Source organism: Caproicibacterium amylolyticum, assembly GCF_014467055.1.
Taxonomy (GTDB): Bacteria; Bacillota; Clostridia; order Oscillospirales; family Acutalibacteraceae; genus Caproicibacterium; species Caproicibacterium amylolyticum.
Genome location: NZ_CP060696.1, coordinates 1,059,729 through 1,075,736, shown reverse-complemented (window position 1 = coordinate 1,075,736; position 16,008 = coordinate 1,059,729). Strand labels below are relative to the sequence as shown.

Below are 16,008 nucleotides of genomic sequence, written 5' to 3'. Positions count from 1 at the left end.
TCTCAAATCAGAAACGTTCGGTTGCATAGAATGGTTTGCACTCACAGATTCACTTGCTTGACGCTGCAACGCAGACTGTGCAGCTTCGGTTGACATTTTATCAGTGCCACCATTGACATATCTGTCTGCGGCTTTTGCCACTAAATCAGTAATGGAATTGTCAGAATCCGCCATAAATTTTTTAGCCTGCGCCGTCTTTTCAAGAGCAGCAGACAACTTTTCAGCCTGAATCTGTGAACGCTGCATAGACACGTTGGCACGGTCAAGGCGCGCCTGATACATAGCCATGTTTGATTCTGCTTTTTTGGTGGCCTGCACATTTTTGTTTGTAACTTCTGCCCCCTCTTTTTCTGTATCATAGAACTTTTTAAGAGAAGCAAATGCTTTTGAAGATGATGCAATTTTGTCCATTTCTGCCGTAAAAGATTTCAGCGTAGGAATTGATTTAGTTAATGATGATTGGAAAGACTCAATCTTAGCAATCAGTTTGTCTAATGCGCTATTTGCTTTTGTGGCAGAAGCCTATATTTCAATGTCAAGGCTGTTATCTTCTCCCATAAATAATCACACTCCATCTATATAAAAATAGGGATACAGCACGTCTGCCATACCCCTGTTTTCGTTAACATCTTCGTTCTCCCGTAATGACTTTGGGAGCAGTGCCGTTAAGCATTTTATCAATCTCCTCTGACCGCTTACGGAAGTATGTTTCCATTGACTGTTGCTGCTCTTTTACAGACTCTTGCTTGCTCTTGGGAGCAAGCATTGATTCTGGCTTTGTCGGATACTGTACGCTGTCAGTTAAACAAGCGCCAACAGCCTGCATTACATAGTAGCCTTGCAACCATGCAGCCGTATCAGCCCGCTGCTGCCATAACTCAATTTCAGCTTCATGCTTTATGTTGTAGGCATTCACATAAAGCCAAAACAATTCTGGTTCAGCGTTCCAAAACTCGTCATAGCTACACCCTGCTATTACGGCCAATGGGAACAATTCACATTCAAATTGTTCAGTTGCAGTTTTGTACTGCTTTTGCGGTTCTGTTACGCTGTTTTCTTCGGAGCCACGAGAAATGTCTTGCTCTTTGCAGACTTCCCGCCCTCGGTAAAAACCTCCATGAAAGGCTCTACCAGAGCACTGTAAATTTCATCCACTCCGAATTCTTCGATTGCCTTATCGGAAATTTCAGCAGCTTCGGAATAGCTGATATTTGGGTGGAACTTACCAAGCCCGCAGTAAAACAGTTTGTCGGCAGAAGTGTAGATTTTGTCCTACAGGTCGGAAACATTGCCGCCGATGCTCTCAAACTTACGAACAGAAGCGCGGTCATAGAATAGTTTGTAGGTCTTTTCACCCACATTTACATCAAAAGAATTCATATTGTTATACCTCCGTTACATTCCTTAAAATTTTAGTTTCTGTTAAACAGTAGCAATCATTGTGCTTGTGTCTGCTACATGGTCGTGACTGGAAACGTTGACTGCCAGAGAGCACTTGCCTGCCTGCCCAGCAGAATAACCGCTAATCCATGTTGCACCGGTTCCGACAAAGTGTTCGCCACTGCCATCCTGATAGACAATGAGAAAATCCTTTGGAGTTTTCAAACTTACATATCCGCTTACAGCCGTATAGTTTGCTTCGGTGTGGTTGTACTCGAAATCGTATGTAGGCGTGTCTGGACGGTCGGAAACGTACTGCTTGTATTCACTGTCCAATGTGGTAACTTCCAGCTTGTTAGGAGTGCCACCGGTGTCAGGAGTCTTAACAACGGATACCAGCTTTTCATACTAGCCAGCATCATTTTTCTTCATCAGTTTAATGCCAATATCAGTAAGTGCAATAACATTTGCATCAGCCATATTTTATACCTCCGTATTTTTTACGAATAGATTTTGTTTCGGTAAGCGTCATACCGGCATGAATACCGCATAACGTACCTATAAATTGTCGTGTCTGAAACGTTCTGCATTGTGCCGGAAAACTCACACTTCATGTGCAAATCATTTTCCAGAGAATCAGCAATAGCAGAACGGATTTTCATAGCTGTGGTTTCAGCAGTGCCGCCTTTAGTGTAAATCTCAATTTGGCAGGTAAATGAATACTTGCGTTCTCCATAATCAAGCGTGTGCTCAATTTCGGGGAAGTCAACATTTTGTACTGTGACATACGGGAATTGTGTGGACTGATTCTGAAAAGGCTTTACAACCAGTGCAGCAGGACATACAGAAAGTACCGCTTTCTTGACATATGTATAAACTGCATTTGTAAGGTCAACCATTCACAATCACTCTCAATTCCTTTTCGGTTAGTTCTTTTGCACGTTGTTTCAAATACTGTGCCGTCTTGTAAACAAAAGCGTTAGCAGGTTGTCCTTGCGTCCAACGTAGTTTCTGCGCCTTTTCATCAAAGTACCACCATCCGGCAGTGCCATGACTGTTTGAATCATACACCCATCCGGGAGCAGGATTAGGATGTGGACTGGTTGCGCCTTTAATCCCGGTTCCATACTCAACAAAGATAGCGTAGTCTGAACCAACCGAAATTCTTCCAGTACAGGTTGATTCATCAAACGTGCTGGAAATGCTGTCTGACAGTTCCCCCGTAGAGCGTTTGACGACTGATTTCATGTAATCGCACCCCTCTTGCGTAAGCTGCGAAATCACGCTTGCAAGGGTAGAATCAACCTTGGAATTCAGACTTTCCAGTTGCTTTTTTGCTTCTTCCACAGACTATGGAGAAAGTGCATCAAAAGAGATTTTCATGTTTCTGTGCCTGCGACCTTTTTAATGTACACAGCATACTGCCAACCAGTGAAAATTACCTGTTTGACTGTATAGTTGTTGTTCATCTGGTGCTCTGCATCATCGTCCCGCAAGTTTCCGTTTGGCGTGACTCCATACCATGCCGCTTCAAATTCCTCTGGAGAATATCCTTCAACATCAAACGGCGTGAACACACATTTCTGCATTTTGGAAACGTCAGCACCGTACTCTTGAATGTCTGCCGTATCGGTTATTGGCTGCACGTTCACATGGAATTCGGCAGGTTCGTCATAGCAGGAAATCATGTTCCCTGTTTCGAGCCCATTTTCGTCTTTTTCGGGAACAGGTGGCAATTTCTTTGCAAACCAGATTGACTTTTTATCTTTGTTCAGGCTTCTCATGAAACCATCACCGCCATAGGAATGATTTCTTTCAGCAGGGAATCAGGAATATCAGCATTTTCATAAGAGCGGTTGACTCCGTTCTCATTGTGAGCCGTTTCCCCCTCTGCTCCTTGCTTGTTATAAAGAAAAATTGCAATCTGAATTTGCAGTTCGTTATATTGGCTTTCCAGTGGAGCATCAGGCGGTGACCGTCTGCGCTCTTTAATTTTCGACTCTGCCCGGTCAAGCATAAGGTTCAGCTTTTCATCCTAAGAAGTGTCGATTACTGGAATATCAAGCCATACTTTCAGCTAATCAAGCTGTGTAGTAGCCATTGATATTATCCTTTCCGTGTTACTCGTTTCTTCTCTGTGACGGATTCTGCTACAGCAGGCTTAGAATCTGTATGCACCGGCTGTTTTACCGGCACATCTTCACCCGCCATATAAAACTTGTCACCATGTTTTACAATGTGGTCGAATTTCACAGCAATCAAGCCACCTTTGCAACATAGACTTCGTCCATACGCTCATAAGACGGCGCAAGGATTTCGGAAGCGGTGGTAATGGTCTGGTACGGCGCTTCTTTTGTGGTACTTACGGTGATGGTGATACCTGTGTTGAAGATAGCAAGCTGGTTGCCAGCCTGACGTGCAGAGCGTTCCTCCGGTGTCATGCCATACCACATAGTGCCAACGGAGCCGCCAGCGGGCAGGAATGTAACATAGCCATCCGGCATAAACGGATGTGCAGTGCCATCAATGCCCTTGTACATCTTATCGTAGACAATAATATCAATGCCACACTTGATGCGTAAGAACTGTGCAAGCAGATTATCATCCATGAAGATGTTTGCAGTAGCGTTCTGTGCCAGAATTGCGGACTTAATCTGTGCATTCTCTAGCAGATTATCAAACGTTGCCTGTGACATAATGGCAGTGGACAGCACTGTCCCATTCTCTTTCAGAGCGTTGCGCTTGATGGTACGAATGTCAGACAGCGGCTTAGAATTAGCCGTATCGCTCCACAAGTTTGTTCCGGTTAGAGCAGTGTAGTGCTTAGCTTTCCATGTGCCGTTAGCATCATAGTTCATGGTGTAACTTGCACCATCTTTTCCGGTCAAATTGATGATAGGACTTCCGTCAACTGGCGCAAGCAGGCTGAATGCCATAATTTCAGGCACTACCATAGCGCCATCACGCAAAGTACCAGCATCATCAAAGATGCGGTTCAAAACGTCCTGCACAAATGGGTCATTTGCGTCACGATTCTGCACTTCCATCAAATCCTGAATGTCCTTTTCTTTGACAATCATAGACTCACGGAAGAATGCCAGTTCCGTTTCAGAACGGCTCACACCTGCACGGTCGCGGAATGTCGGCTTTGCATCAAAGCTAGACAGATTGATTGCAACCGGAAGTCCCTTTGTGCCTTTCAGCCAAGACACAGTTAACCCGGTTTTCTTTCGCGGTGCGAAGAAAGCACTGCCAAGATACGGGATTTCATTGGAATACGCAGTTGCCCAATCGTTTGCAACTGCATTTGCCGTAAAAATGTCCTAAAGTTCAGCCATATTTTATTCCTCCTATTAGCCGATAAACTGAATATCTTTCAGTGCGGTTTTTGCTTCTGCTGCCGGTGCTGCCGGAAGCGCCGCGCTTTTGATAAATCCGTGGATAACAATAGTTGCGGTGCGGTCACCATCTGTAACATTTGTGTCAAACAGCAACACACCCTCTGCTGTTGCATCGTTTGCGGGGAGAATTGTGCCAGCCGGTACAATCTTTTTTCCCTCTGAATTCGCGGTTACGCCAGTAGCACTAACGGTGTACGGCTTACCAACATAATGGTCGTTGTACAAAATTTCTTTTGTTGCAGTAACCGTTTCAGTTTTTACATTCATTTATTTGTACCTCCCAATCTGTAGTGGTCGATTGCGGACTTTGCCGCTTTTGCGTGTTCAGTAGTGTCCCTACCAAGCGCTTTGAGAATGTTAGTAGAAGAATCACCTGCAGGCTTACTGTCCGCATTCCCTGCTTTTGGCGGCTTTGCGCTCGCCATTTCAGCCTTGATTTTATCATTGGCAATCTTTTCCGACTGTACCTTGATAACGTCAATCACGGACTTCACAGCCGCGTCAGTGGTATCCTTGTCGGCTGTTACAACCGTGTCAAGAATCTTTGAGTATGCCTTTTCATCAACGCCTGCAAGTACGAACTGGCGTTCTGCTGAAAGCCTGTTGCGGTCTTTCGCAAGGTCATTCTTTGCGGCTTCAATTTCCGCTTTTGCATCATCAATCTGCTTTTTAGCCAACTGGTCTGCGGTCATTTTGGACTCTACTTCCATTTGACTCTTGATTTCTTCGCGCAGATTGGTTTCGCGGGTTTTCAATGCCTGCTGAATCGCGCGGTCATAATCTCCCTGTGATTCAAAAGTCTTAAAAGGCTCTGACTTTACTGTAATTCCGTCCGCTTTTTGCGTTACAACCGTTGAATCGCCTGTTGATGCATTAGCAACGGCGCTTACATTTGCGTCAGCGCTGGACTGAACAGCGGTTCCGACTGCTGTATTAGCTTCTTCTGCCATTTTTCTTTCCTCCGTTGTGCCGCACCGTAACAGATATATAGCCCTCGTAAGTGTTCAATCTGTGCCGTTGCGTCTAATTGTTTTTTTTGATTTATAAGCAAGCGGAAAATTTCTTCCGTGTGCCGTCTAGGTAAATTATCGGTGTATCTTTTGAAGATGGTTTAAATTCACCCGTCTGCCCATATCCGCCATAATCAAGGCAAGCAGACGTGTTTACAAATAGCTTGTCTACCGATGACACGGTGCTATTGCGAATGTCTGCCCTAAAGAAAGATTCTTTTAACACCATAGGCAAGTGCGTATGGCTATGAATGTAAACGTCTGCGTCCACAATGCTTTCCATATCAGCAAGGCGATTTATCTTTGAACCCTCTTTGCGGCCACCGCCGCTTCCGTGCGTTGCATAAATGGTGTAGCATACCATTCTGCTTTTGCCGCTTCCATTGGTTTCCTTGTGGCCGTCAGACGTGCTTCCAAATCTAAGGAATATGAAGTTTCCCTCTGCACAATACCTATCTTCTATGCCGAGTTCTCTTGCAATCAGTCTTGATATGTCAACTCCGTCCTGCCGGTAAACTCTCCGTTCGTGATTGCCGTCCTGCATAGAAACAATCTTGTCTTTTATCGGAAAAAGCAAGTTGCAGCATTCTTCAATCTCTTGCATTGGGGAGAGCCTTTCAGCATAGCAATCTGATACGCTTGTTTTAGTTGCCGTGTTCATTAGGTCGCCATTAAGAATGCAATATGCATTTTCGGCGTCATGAATATGGTCTATGCGTTGCTGAATCAGCTTCCTGTCACAGGCTTTATCACCAATATGTAGGTCACCTATTACATTCAGTTCAACCGAACTTAGGCTTCTTGGAAGGTCTGCTTTAACAATGTGAATTCTAATCACTTCCTTTGCTTATGGTTCTATAACATGGAGCGAATAACCAGAATCGAACTGGCACCGTCTGATTGGAAGTCAGAAGTTCTACCGTTGAACTATATCCGCATAAGTGAATAGCTTTACCGCACGCTGTGGCGGTCGTTTTGCAGGCAGTAGGCTATTAGACTTGCCGTGGTGGAAGATTGAGGAATCGAACCTCACTTCATGTGCACACCTGTTCTTCCATAAAAGCGGCATTTCAGCCGCAATGATTTCTTCCAATTTGCAGAAGCATTTGCTTTTTGACTTCTTTTAGATGTTCAAGTTCCGCAAGCTGCTCTTTGCTTGGACGCGGTAAAAAGCGGATATTATCAATCTGCTTATTTACATCACGCCACTGTTTCACGCTGTCATTCATCTGCTTTTGTAAGGCCGATGTCTTTTAAAAACTTTTCAAATCTGTCACGATAACGAGCAATTATAATTGTCATTGCCACAGATGCCACGGCAAAGAATGCAGTTACAACAATCAGGGGCAAGAATACTACCACCCACGGAATAGCCGGTACCGCAAGCATCTTCAGAATTAGAAGCAGCACCGTAAGAACCGAAGTCGGAATATAAATTTCTTTCATTGTTTACCTCCATTGATAAAAAAGAACCGAAGCAGACAGCCTATTGGCTGAAAGTTTCGGTTCTCTTAGGAACTCTTATTTTATGTACCCACTCTGCATATTTCCACAACGTGGGCATTTGATTTCATAGTATCCGTTGAATTCACCCAGCTTTTTGTTGCACTTTCTGCACCGTACTTCCTTTAGAACCGGTGCCGTCTGCGGGATTCGCAGATTGCTTTCCATCTTGACTTCCCTTAGCATTAGATTCCTCATTTCCTGTAGGAACTGTGTTGTCAGTAGGCGCAAGCATAGCTGCCGCTTCATCTGCTTTCTGTTTCCAATATTCTTCTCCACGCTTTGCCATTTCGTTAGGCATTTCTGTAAAGTTGGAAAGCTCAATCGCATCTGTAGGAGTGAGAACTTTGGTCGCCATCAAAGTTGAAAGTGTCTGCGACTTGTTAAGCATATTGTTTGTGCGGTTACGGACAAAGTTTACCTCAACATCCATCGGCTTGATGTCAATGTTGCTGAATCGCTTTAAAATCTTGCAAACCATACGGAGCATTTGCTTTTCTGACTTCTTGAAATTTCTCTGTTTACACCGTGCTACAACTTCAAGGCTCTGGTATCCGTCACGCAGATAAACTGCATCCCCTGTGTCGCCAGTGCCGCCGCCCTTTGCCTTACGGTCAGGAATTCCGGTAATGGCGTACACATAGTCAATCAAAGTCTGTGCAAGCGTTTCAGCTTCGTTCTGATTGACACCGGAATTTACATACTTCACGTCTGCTGGATTCTGCTGGTCGGAAGTCATTTCAAGAGCCATGCCTTGCTTCATCTTTTCAAAATCAGAAGTCCCACCATTCTCTTTTGCCGTTTTCAAGTGGCAGTTCACAAACACAAGCAGGCTGTTTACAAGCTGTTCAACACTGTTTACACGGTCACTGTGCAGCTTGTTCAACGCGTCAAGAATTGTCAGCACGGATTCAAAGTCGCCCATACGGCACTGATTGTTTTTGTACTCCACAATCGGAACAGCACCAAGCAAATGTGCTTTTGGATATCCGTTTACAAGGTCCTTTGCAGTAATAGTTGTCTGTACTCCAGCGACTTCATACTGATATTGGTATGTGTTGTCATACACCGTGTACACTCTGCCGGTTGCGTTGCCGTAATCATCCAGAATGTCAGAGAATGTAACACCTAGCACAGGCTTTTTCACAGAGTCAGTGGAATAAATGACGAATGTTGAACGTGCATCAAGTGTCGGAATCTCAAATGGTGCTTCATCCTCATCGCATTTTTCATCCACCGCAACAAGACGATATCCAACGCCACAAACGGAAGCACTTTCGCCAACATCCATGTCGTTTGCGGCTTTATCTTCGCTGTCCATATACTCATTTAGAGAGTCAATATCGCTGCGCTCTTTATCGCTACCGCCTTTTGAAGTGTACTTGATTGGCTCGCCGAGGAAATAGCCGTTTGCGTTACGCACAATAGCCAGAGCGTTGTTAATTACAATGCGGTTATTGATTTCCGGTCTAACCTTTTTTTCACGGTAAACGATTGGCTGACTGCCTTTGTAGTAATTATACAGGTATTCGATTTCCTGCTGATTATTTGCAAACTGTATCATAGCGCCGCTGACAATTTCGGGTATAGTTTCTTCGCTGACTTCTCTTGAAGTGCAGATTTCCTATCTTCCTAAAAATGTGTGACCTTCTCCGAGCCACGCAGTTGATAAAATATCTTCAATCATTTATTATTCACTTCCTTTAAGTCTATCTGGTGGGCAAGTCTTACATTTCCCATCATCATCAAGGACTATGTAAAATCCGGCTGGAGCGCTGTATCTGGTGAATTTGTCGCCAGCTTCACACCATCCGTCTGTCTTGAAGATAACGTTTCCTGCGTCAACAAGAGATTTTACCCAATCTGGAACTGGTCTATCTCCGATTTTATACGCTTTCAAACAGTCACCTTGTTTTCAATGTGGTGGGGAATCTCGGACTCGAACCGAGGTCGCCCGGATTTAGAGTCCGGTGCTCTTCCAACTAAGTTAATTCCCCATTTTGATGGGCATTTTTCATTGCAGCCCATCGGTGCATATACCCTCTTGTATAGCGCCGGATAAGCGCTGGCAGCTTTTCGGTTCTGCCTTACGTCCGACTTTCACGGAGGGCGTATTACCCACATAGTCAAACTTAATACGGAAAAGTTTGCTAAACCGCCCAGTTCGCATGGACTAGCGCCTTGCCGACTGGGATTCTTCCTCCATAGAGGAGGATGGATTCCTTTTAAAAGCTTGCATTGCTTCAATCCTGTTATCTGAATCCCTGTACGCTGTTGGCTTTAGGAATTGGTGGAAGATAGAGGATTCGAACCCCTGCTGCATTTCTGCTTACCTGCTTTCAAAGCAGGCTCTTTAAGCCACTCAGACAATCTTCCATATTAAGCATATTGGTAGAGGCGACTCATCGCATAATCCTGAACGCATATATGCAAAATGCGCAGCGGGGCTTTCATCCGCTTATATCTTCGCAAAGATATACCGCTATTCTGGTGGCACCCCAAGGAATCGAACCTTGCAATCCTTACGGAAACTGATTTACGGTCAGCCGACTTTCCCAGCTATTTGTCGAGTGCCATATTTAGCGGAACTGTTGCAAAATACAGTACCGCTTTTCTTTACCGGCTGCATCCGGTAGCTGTGCTTCATGCAGCTGCACAGGTTGTATAGTTGCCTAAAGCGGGAGTCGAACCCGCGTGTGCACATCATTGTGTGCGGCGCTTTGTCCGGTTAATGCTATTTAGGCATGTTAAGCGGCGCAGAAAGGAGTGTAAAGAGCGCCGCCCTGTAAGAAATTTCTTACTCTACTTACATTTTAACGTACAGGAATAAATTTCGCTACTGAAAACCTGTTACAGAATTATGAACTCACAAAGGAATCTGACTTCTGTCTATCATCCGTATGCTGTAGGCAGTCAAGTTCTTTACAAGGTTACTCAGCATAGACAGTGCGTCCGGCGCATCATCGTGCTTCGCTTTCCCGTTCGTTGTAAAACTGCACACGTTGCGCATGAAGGCCTTATATTCTCTGCTCTGCTTTGACGGTTGAAGGAAAACGAAGTGCTTTATGATGTAGTCCGACTCTGTAACAATACGTGTGATTTTATTGGTAGATGAAAAGAACGTCCTGACGGATGTATTGCCGTTGCCTTGTGAAATCATGTCACTAACGCTTTCGGCATAGTATCCGCCGCCGTTGTTCACCTCAACATCAAGCTGTGATACTTTATTCCTGACGCATAGTTTTGCAACCATAGGCTTTGTGACATCTGGCAAACCATTATTGAATACCAAATCGCGTATGTACACCGTATCGCCATAAACATAGCCACAAATTGCTGCCACATAGTCTTTACCCTGATTTTTAGAGTCGCAGACCGCTACAATGGAATCAGGTTTTGCATCCGGCGGCAACTTGCCATCAAAATAGTGGAAATCGTCCTCATGGTAAAGCACACCCTCGCGCTCTATTGGCCTTTGCTGATAGATTGCACCCCATGAAATATCGTCCATGTTGTCGCGAATATCTTCAAAATATTCCCGTGAGAATCCAACATCATAATCATAGTCAAAATTTGAACTTCCATCCTCGTTCAGTGCAGGAATGCGCACAAACTTGCTGTATCCGTCACCCTCATACCTTGCTTCAAGCCGCCCTAATGGGTCATACACAGACCAGCGAGTACCGATAATCAGCATCTTACAGCCCATTTTCATACGGCTCATAAGGTCATTTGTGAACTTATACCATAGCGTGTCCATGCGGTCTCGATTCATTGCTTCCTCAATACCGGAAACCATATCATCCGCATACAGCAGGCTTTCACAACGTGTGGCGCCGGTCAAACCGCCATCAATGGAACGGCAGGTCAACGTTTTAAACCGGTGCTGATTCCGTAAGTCGAGCGTTTCCTCTTTTGAGTTTGTGTTTACCAGCTTTGAACCCGGAAAGATGTCTTTGTAGGTGTATTCATCATCCTTGATAAGCTGCAGCACGCCAGTGTAGAAAGAATTTGTCAGCTTGTCAGCATAAGCGGATGCCAAACAAGGCATATCAGGGTGTTTTCCAATCACCCACGCCATATAAAATATTCCTAGTGTGGACTATCCACTGCCCGGGGGCAGAGACAGTCCAAACCGCTTTAACTTTCCATCTTCCAAGTCTTGCAGGTCTTGCACGATTGGCCGCAGCACACGCTCACGCGGCGGGTAGAACTTCTTATCAGGCTCTCTGTTCCTCTCCATGTAAATCAAGTAGGAGTGGAAATCATACGGTGCCGCAAAAAGAAACGTCTACCAGTATTTATCTGTGTAGTTCTGCATCTGCACCGGCTTGAGTCCCTTTGGATTGCTCAAAATGATGTTCAGTGTTTTCCGCAATCCATCATTCTCCAACAGTGCCGCAGGCATATTGTTTTCTTTGTGATAAATTGACCGCAACGCTTCTCGCTTCAATGCCAATTCAGATGCATCCATATCGTACATATGATATTTGATGTCGTGTATTAGTTGCTTTTTTGCTCTTGCATAATCTACTGCCATTAAAAAAGAACGCCTCCATATCGGTAGGCGCTCTAGGCACTCTATTTATTGTTTGTTTTCTTTCTCCCAAGCGGTTCATCTAGTATATCGAAAATTGAGCAGTCTAGCGCTTTTGTCACTTTCAGCAAGGATGATATTGACGGTTCACACACGCCGCACTCAATTTTTGCAAACCATTGTCTTGTAACTCCAATTTTGTCAGCAGCTTCCCTGCCGCTCATTCCAGCCTTTTCTCTAAGCTGCTTTACTTTAATTCCTATCGCTTTGGACAAGAATTCGCTCCCTGCTTGTTTCATAGTTACAACTCCATTTCTTCTTGAATTATATCATGTTAATTTGGAGTTGTCAACTAATAAGTGTTGCTTATTTTATGAATTTCAAGCTGTTTTATGAATATTAATGCATAAATTTATGAATAATTGTATTTTGCGTTTGTTTTTTGAGGGTGGTGAGGTACGTCCTCCCGCCGAAAGAATAGGCTTGAAATAGGGGCACGCCCTGCATCTATCGATTAGCTGTGCATGTATGTGTGCTCTTTACCACGCAAAAATTAATTGAAAAAATATGCAAAAATCTATTGACAACTAATTGGTTAACAGTTATAATGTAGGAGTAGTCAAGGCAAGGCAATACAGATATAAAAAAATCGCCCCACTATGAAATGGAGTGATGCAATGGGCGGCGTATTGCTATTATTGATAGCACGGATGCTGTTGGGACTGATTGACAGCGTCCAGAAGGAGCACAGGCGGCACAAGCAAAAGCACGGGAAAAAGAAGAAAAGCACGCAGCAATTAGGGCTGTGCAGCACAATGTGCCGTGATATTACAAACGATGCAGTAGACACAACGCGAGCACTAATACAGTCACAACAACAGCCGGGCAAGTCGGCAGGAGGTAACACAATGAGGACAGCTATCGCAACGATTGACACAGACGCAGGCACAATGACTATCTACTATAACGGCAAGGGCGAGGCACTCACAGCGGAGACAGCAGACGGAAACACAGTAGATGAGTGCGAGTACACAGCACAGAGCTTGCAGGATGCACAGGACGCGGCACGCATGATGTGGGGATATGATGGCGGTAACGTATGGGGATATCAGGAGATTGCATAAGCACAACGTTCCAGCGGGTTACCAGTGTAGCCCGCTCCCATTGCCCCTATTTCAATTCACGCTCCCGCACAGGGAGCGACACAAAAAAATAAACGTGTGAAGCACAAACAGGAGGAAAAACAAATGGAGCGTTACAACATAACAGCGGTCAAGGATAATGACATAATCTATTTTTCGGTCATGGCCGATTGCCATGAGCAACACATCTGGAGCGAGGACATCTTGGTAGGAGTATCTAAGCGGGGCGCAAAAAAGCTTGACGCCTTAGCCGAGGCCGGATACTCAATAATAGATGATACTCCATACCGTCCTAAGGTTGTTGGTTGGAGGTAGGATAAGCGCCCCCTGTGGGTGCTTTTTTATGCCCAAATGTTGGTGCATGAGGACGGCGCAAAATTGCGCAGTCATACATTTAGCAGCCGCTACAGGCTGCTTTTTTATTGCCTACCCGTCCACACCAGTTTTGCATGCTTTGATACAATGCTCTACAATCGATTCTAAGCCGCTTTTATTTGAGTGCGTAAAGTTAATTATGAGCGTCAAAACGTTGCGCAGCGGCTTTACAAGCCTGCTTTATTCGTGCCACATAGAGCTGCCTACATCTCGTTCAGCCTGATTCAGCTTCATTTTGGCTGCAAACTTTCTCTTATAACTCGAATTTTCAAAAACTTTTTTCTGAATTTTTTCTTCTGTAACTACTCTCTTACTGCGATTTGCTCTTACTGTAAAAAGCATGCTTATTCTTCCTGCATATTCATTCGTGCAGCAAAGCGCTCTTATTTCTCAATGCATACCGGATTACTGCCTGAAAAGTCTTGAAAGTGGCTTATTTACTGGACTTTTCTAATTATACAAAATGAGCATTTTGGACAATATGCAGATTATATACAGAAAAAGCCGCCCAAACAGGCGGTTTTATTCATTTATGCAGTTTTTCCTAGCAAGTTAAGGGGTTCAGCAACTTACTGCATCCAAAAAATCTATGCAGCAGTATACATTTTCCCCTCCTCATGCTCTTTCCCTTTACAATGTTGTGCGCACGCGAATATCACTATATATAATATATATACAGTAATTGTGCAAGTTCTTGCATTACTTCGGCAGGTTACCAGCAGCGGCTAATATCTCACCATCGTCCATATCCATGTTAGTTCGCGGTGCTTCCAGCGCAACTTCCTGCCTATCAGTGTAATGCATGGTCGCTCCACACTTGTTTTTCAGCATGAAAATAGGCAATGCTGGATTCCTCATGTTGTAACCTTTTGAAAGAGTCGCTTGCTCAAGCAACCCCATAGTTGGTGCCATTACATCTTGGTAAGTCAGCGTACTATAGCTTTCTTTTATAATACCTTTATCTATAGCTAACGAGACTTTCATAGAACTTCCAGTGATTATGCTTTCTTGCTTTCCATTTTCCTCTGTACTACGTTTTTTTGCATTTCCGGTTAAGTTGCCGCTACCACTTTTTTCTTCGCTTACAGACGATTCTAGCATATCTTTCTTACTTATTGGCAAATCATCAACAATATAATGCGTTTCTGCAAACCTATCCACTTTATCCTGACTAACAGAAGAAAACACATATTCCCCTGTTTCTGCATCTGTCAGAGTGATTACTTCAAATGTTTCCGTATTCCTTGCATAAGACAATAAATCATTTTTTGAAATATTCAAATAGAGTGCTAAGCTTACGAAAGACGGCACAATGTTCTTTTCAATCGTCCATTGTTCAAATCCCTGTATAGATGCAGCCATCTGTACTGGGTTCTCAAATGTCTTTCTTCCCATTCCTCTGGCTACACTCATAATCATTTTGTCAGTTCCTAAATTGAGTGGAGCGTTTTCTCCTCTTTGCGCTATGCAAGCTGCATTAGCCTTTGACTCGTTATCTGCGTGCCCTTTTCTTACTATGTAGCGGTCTGTATCATCTTCCGGCTTTTCACTTGGTAACTGTCTTGTACTGACAATGTCCATGCTTTATTATTCCTCCATTTCAGTTCTAACATCTTCGTCTGCTCTTTTTACTCTGTTCTTCAATATCCCTGTAACTGCAAATAGAAATATTCCTCCGTCCCCATGGTCTTGGCTCAAAAAGAATTCCTTTGCTGCCGCTTCCAAGTCACTTTCATCAAGTCCTAGTTCTTTCATGCTCTTTTCAATTTTCAGCATTGCTGCTCTACCTGATGCTGGGTTAAGTACCATTTTGCTTCCGGTATGTTCTTTGTATAGCTTTGGATACGTTGACTTTACGAATTTTACTACTTCATTTGAAATCCCATTGAAAATTTCATCGTCACTGGAGCTACATTTATTAGCTCCGGTGCATTGTAAGTTTTTTAATTCATAAGTACAGTTATTAGTAACTAGTGCTTCATTTTCCGTTTTCGCATTTTCCGTTTTCGCGTTTTGCATAAACGGAGAATGTGGTTTCGGAATTTCATCGTTTTCTTTGCTGTAAGCGTGGTCATAAACATCGTACTCATACCCCGCAAATTTGCTTCCATCTCGCATTTTTCTGCGGACTATGTAGCCTTTCTCAATGAGCTCCTTGATTCCTGAACTGATTGACCGGTTACCGTCTGAAAATTCGGAAGCAATCGCTGACTCGTAAAACTTCCAGTCATCTGGCTTTGCTAGCATTTGAAGCAATATGCCTTTTGCCTTTGCCGATAGTGACTTGTCATCAATGAATGTTTCTTTCAACTGAATGTGCAAATAATTCATTGCGCTATTCTTGCTGTGATGAATCAATCCGCTTTTCCTCCGCTGACTACGTGGATACGAACAAATGCAGAGTTTAGGAAATACCATATTTCCTTATGCTGCTGGCTGTTAAGCAACAGAAAAGTTTCTGCTCCTGCTTTAATGCTATCAATAGTGGCAAGGCCACATTCAATCAGCCCCGATATAAGTGTAATACACGTATCGTCATTCTCTCTGGAATATTCGGTTCCGGTCACTTTCGTGTACGCGTCCGGATATGTATGGTACACAAATTCTTTTATTTCAAGCTTCACCTGTGGGTTAACTTTTTCCATGCCATTGTTCCTTTT

Annotated in this window: 23 protein-coding genes and 4 tRNA genes; 2 read left to right on the top strand and 25 right to left on the bottom strand. The window is 43.9% G+C overall.

The genetic code is table 11. The annotated features are described in order from the left end of the window. Window positions 1–622 precede the first annotated feature (622 nt). The 21 genes from H6X83_RS05155 to H6X83_RS05060 form a co-directional block, all read right to left on the bottom strand. On the bottom strand, window positions 623–985 hold the full coding sequence (locus H6X83_RS05155) for a hypothetical protein (protein ID WP_212508078.1): 363 nt from the start codon (window positions 983–985) through the stop codon (window positions 623–625). 437 nt (window positions 986–1,422) lie between these two features. Continuing rightward, window positions 1,423–1,716, bottom strand: coding sequence for a hypothetical protein (locus H6X83_RS05150; RefSeq protein ID WP_212508077.1), 294 nt, complete (start codon window positions 1,714–1,716; stop codon window positions 1,423–1,425). A gap of 164 nt (window positions 1,717–1,880) precedes the next feature. Continuing rightward, on the bottom strand, window positions 1,881–2,279 hold the full coding sequence (locus tag H6X83_RS05145; RefSeq protein WP_212508076.1) for a hypothetical protein: 399 nt from the start codon (window positions 2,277–2,279) through the stop codon (window positions 1,881–1,883). After that, on the bottom strand, window positions 2,272–2,727 hold the full coding sequence (locus tag H6X83_RS05140; protein ID WP_212508075.1) for an HK97 gp10 family phage protein: 456 nt from the start codon (window positions 2,725–2,727) through the stop codon (window positions 2,272–2,274). The genes H6X83_RS05145 and H6X83_RS05140 overlap by 8 nt, the downstream gene beginning before the upstream one ends. Before the next feature lie 32 nt (window positions 2,728–2,759). After that, a complete protein-coding gene (locus tag H6X83_RS05135; RefSeq protein WP_212508074.1) occupies window positions 2,760–3,164 on the bottom strand; it encodes a hypothetical protein in 405 nt (134 codons plus the stop codon). Beyond that, window positions 3,161–3,406, bottom strand: a complete 246-nt coding sequence (locus H6X83_RS05130) for a phage head-tail connector protein (RefSeq protein WP_343063145.1) — start codon at window positions 3,404–3,406, stop codon at window positions 3,161–3,163. Before H6X83_RS05130 ends, H6X83_RS05135 begins: the two co-directional genes overlap by 4 nt. Before the next feature lie 80 nt (window positions 3,407–3,486). Further along, a complete protein-coding gene (locus tag H6X83_RS05125; RefSeq protein WP_212508072.1) occupies window positions 3,487–3,633 on the bottom strand; it encodes a hypothetical protein in 147 nt (48 codons plus the stop codon). 5 nt (window positions 3,634–3,638) lie between these two features. Then, on the bottom strand, window positions 3,639–4,646 hold the full coding sequence (locus tag H6X83_RS05120) for a major capsid protein (RefSeq protein WP_246419607.1): 1,008 nt from the start codon (window positions 4,644–4,646) through the stop codon (window positions 3,639–3,641). An 87-nt stretch (window positions 4,647–4,733) separates the two neighbouring features. Continuing rightward, complete coding sequence (locus H6X83_RS05115) at window positions 4,734–5,048, bottom strand: hypothetical protein (RefSeq protein ID WP_212508071.1); 315 nt, start codon at window positions 5,046–5,048, stop codon at window positions 4,734–4,736. Beyond that, window positions 5,045–5,731, bottom strand: coding sequence for a capsid assembly scaffolding protein Gp46 family protein (locus H6X83_RS05110; RefSeq protein ID WP_212508070.1), 687 nt, complete (start codon window positions 5,729–5,731; stop codon window positions 5,045–5,047). Before H6X83_RS05110 ends, H6X83_RS05115 begins: the two co-directional genes overlap by 4 nt. Before the next feature lie 91 nt (window positions 5,732–5,822). Next, the gene (locus H6X83_RS05105; protein ID WP_212508069.1) at window positions 5,823–6,629 is read right to left on the bottom strand and encodes a hypothetical protein; all 807 of its coding nucleotides are present in this window, start codon (window positions 6,627–6,629) and stop codon (window positions 5,823–5,825) included. 25 nt (window positions 6,630–6,654) lie between these two features. Next, window positions 6,655–6,728, bottom strand: a tRNA-Gly gene (locus H6X83_RS05100). Between the two features lie 284 nt (window positions 6,729–7,012). Beyond that, a complete protein-coding gene (locus H6X83_RS05095) occupies window positions 7,013–7,237 on the bottom strand; it encodes a hypothetical protein (protein WP_212508068.1) in 225 nt (74 codons plus the stop codon). A 75-nt stretch (window positions 7,238–7,312) separates the two neighbouring features. Further along, entirely contained in the window at window positions 7,313–7,387 is a 75-nt protein-coding gene (locus tag H6X83_RS14770) for a hypothetical protein (protein WP_425489209.1), read from the bottom strand. Then, window positions 7,380–8,873, bottom strand: a complete 1,494-nt coding sequence (locus tag H6X83_RS05090) for a phage portal protein (RefSeq protein WP_281391068.1) — start codon at window positions 8,871–8,873, stop codon at window positions 7,380–7,382. The genes H6X83_RS14770 and H6X83_RS05090 overlap by 8 nt, the downstream gene beginning before the upstream one ends. A gap of 709 nt (window positions 8,874–9,582) precedes the next feature. Next, window positions 9,583–9,670, bottom strand: a tRNA-Ser gene (locus tag H6X83_RS05085). A gap of 112 nt (window positions 9,671–9,782) precedes the next feature. Beyond that, window positions 9,783–9,869: transfer RNA gene (locus tag H6X83_RS05080), tRNA-Tyr, on the bottom strand. A gap of 94 nt (window positions 9,870–9,963) precedes the next feature. Next, window positions 9,964–10,038, bottom strand: a tRNA-Val gene (locus tag H6X83_RS05075). Window positions 10,039–10,160: 122 nt separating this feature from the next. Next, window positions 10,161–11,375, bottom strand: coding sequence for a phage terminase large subunit (gene terL / locus H6X83_RS05070; RefSeq protein ID WP_212508066.1), 1,215 nt, complete (start codon window positions 11,373–11,375; stop codon window positions 10,161–10,163). 210 nt (window positions 11,376–11,585) lie between these two features. After that, the gene (locus tag H6X83_RS05065; RefSeq protein ID WP_212508065.1) at window positions 11,586–11,834 is read right to left on the bottom strand and encodes a hypothetical protein; all 249 of its coding nucleotides are present in this window, start codon (window positions 11,832–11,834) and stop codon (window positions 11,586–11,588) included. A gap of 41 nt (window positions 11,835–11,875) precedes the next feature. Next, complete coding sequence (locus H6X83_RS05060) at window positions 11,876–12,130, bottom strand: helix-turn-helix domain-containing protein (RefSeq protein ID WP_212508064.1); 255 nt, start codon at window positions 12,128–12,130, stop codon at window positions 11,876–11,878. Between the two features lie 609 nt (window positions 12,131–12,739). On the opposite strand from H6X83_RS05060, the gene H6X83_RS05055 reads away from it, so the two are divergent. After that, window positions 12,740–12,955, top strand: coding sequence for a hypothetical protein (locus H6X83_RS05055; protein WP_212508063.1), 216 nt, complete (start codon window positions 12,740–12,742; stop codon window positions 12,953–12,955). 123 nt (window positions 12,956–13,078) lie between these two features. After that, a complete protein-coding gene (locus H6X83_RS05050) occupies window positions 13,079–13,288 on the top strand; it encodes a hypothetical protein (protein ID WP_212508062.1) in 210 nt (69 codons plus the stop codon). Between the two features lie 240 nt (window positions 13,289–13,528). On the opposite strand, the gene H6X83_RS05045 is transcribed toward H6X83_RS05050, so the two are convergent. From H6X83_RS05045 to H6X83_RS05030, 4 genes are all read right to left on the bottom strand, one after another. Further along, window positions 13,529–13,690, bottom strand: coding sequence for a hypothetical protein (locus H6X83_RS05045; RefSeq protein ID WP_212508061.1), 162 nt, complete (start codon window positions 13,688–13,690; stop codon window positions 13,529–13,531). A 357-nt stretch (window positions 13,691–14,047) separates the two neighbouring features. After that, window positions 14,048–14,929 (bottom strand): hypothetical protein, encoded by an 882-nt coding sequence (locus tag H6X83_RS05040; RefSeq protein WP_212508060.1) that lies wholly within the window; start codon window positions 14,927–14,929, stop codon window positions 14,048–14,050. Window positions 14,930–14,935: 6 nt separating this feature from the next. Beyond that, the gene (locus tag H6X83_RS05035; RefSeq protein WP_212508059.1) at window positions 14,936–15,706 is read right to left on the bottom strand and encodes a helix-turn-helix domain-containing protein; all 771 of its coding nucleotides are present in this window, start codon (window positions 15,704–15,706) and stop codon (window positions 14,936–14,938) included. Further along, window positions 15,703–15,993, bottom strand: coding sequence for a hypothetical protein (locus H6X83_RS05030; protein ID WP_212508058.1), 291 nt, complete (start codon window positions 15,991–15,993; stop codon window positions 15,703–15,705). Before H6X83_RS05030 ends, H6X83_RS05035 begins: the two co-directional genes overlap by 4 nt. Window positions 15,994–16,008 lie beyond the last annotated feature (15 nt).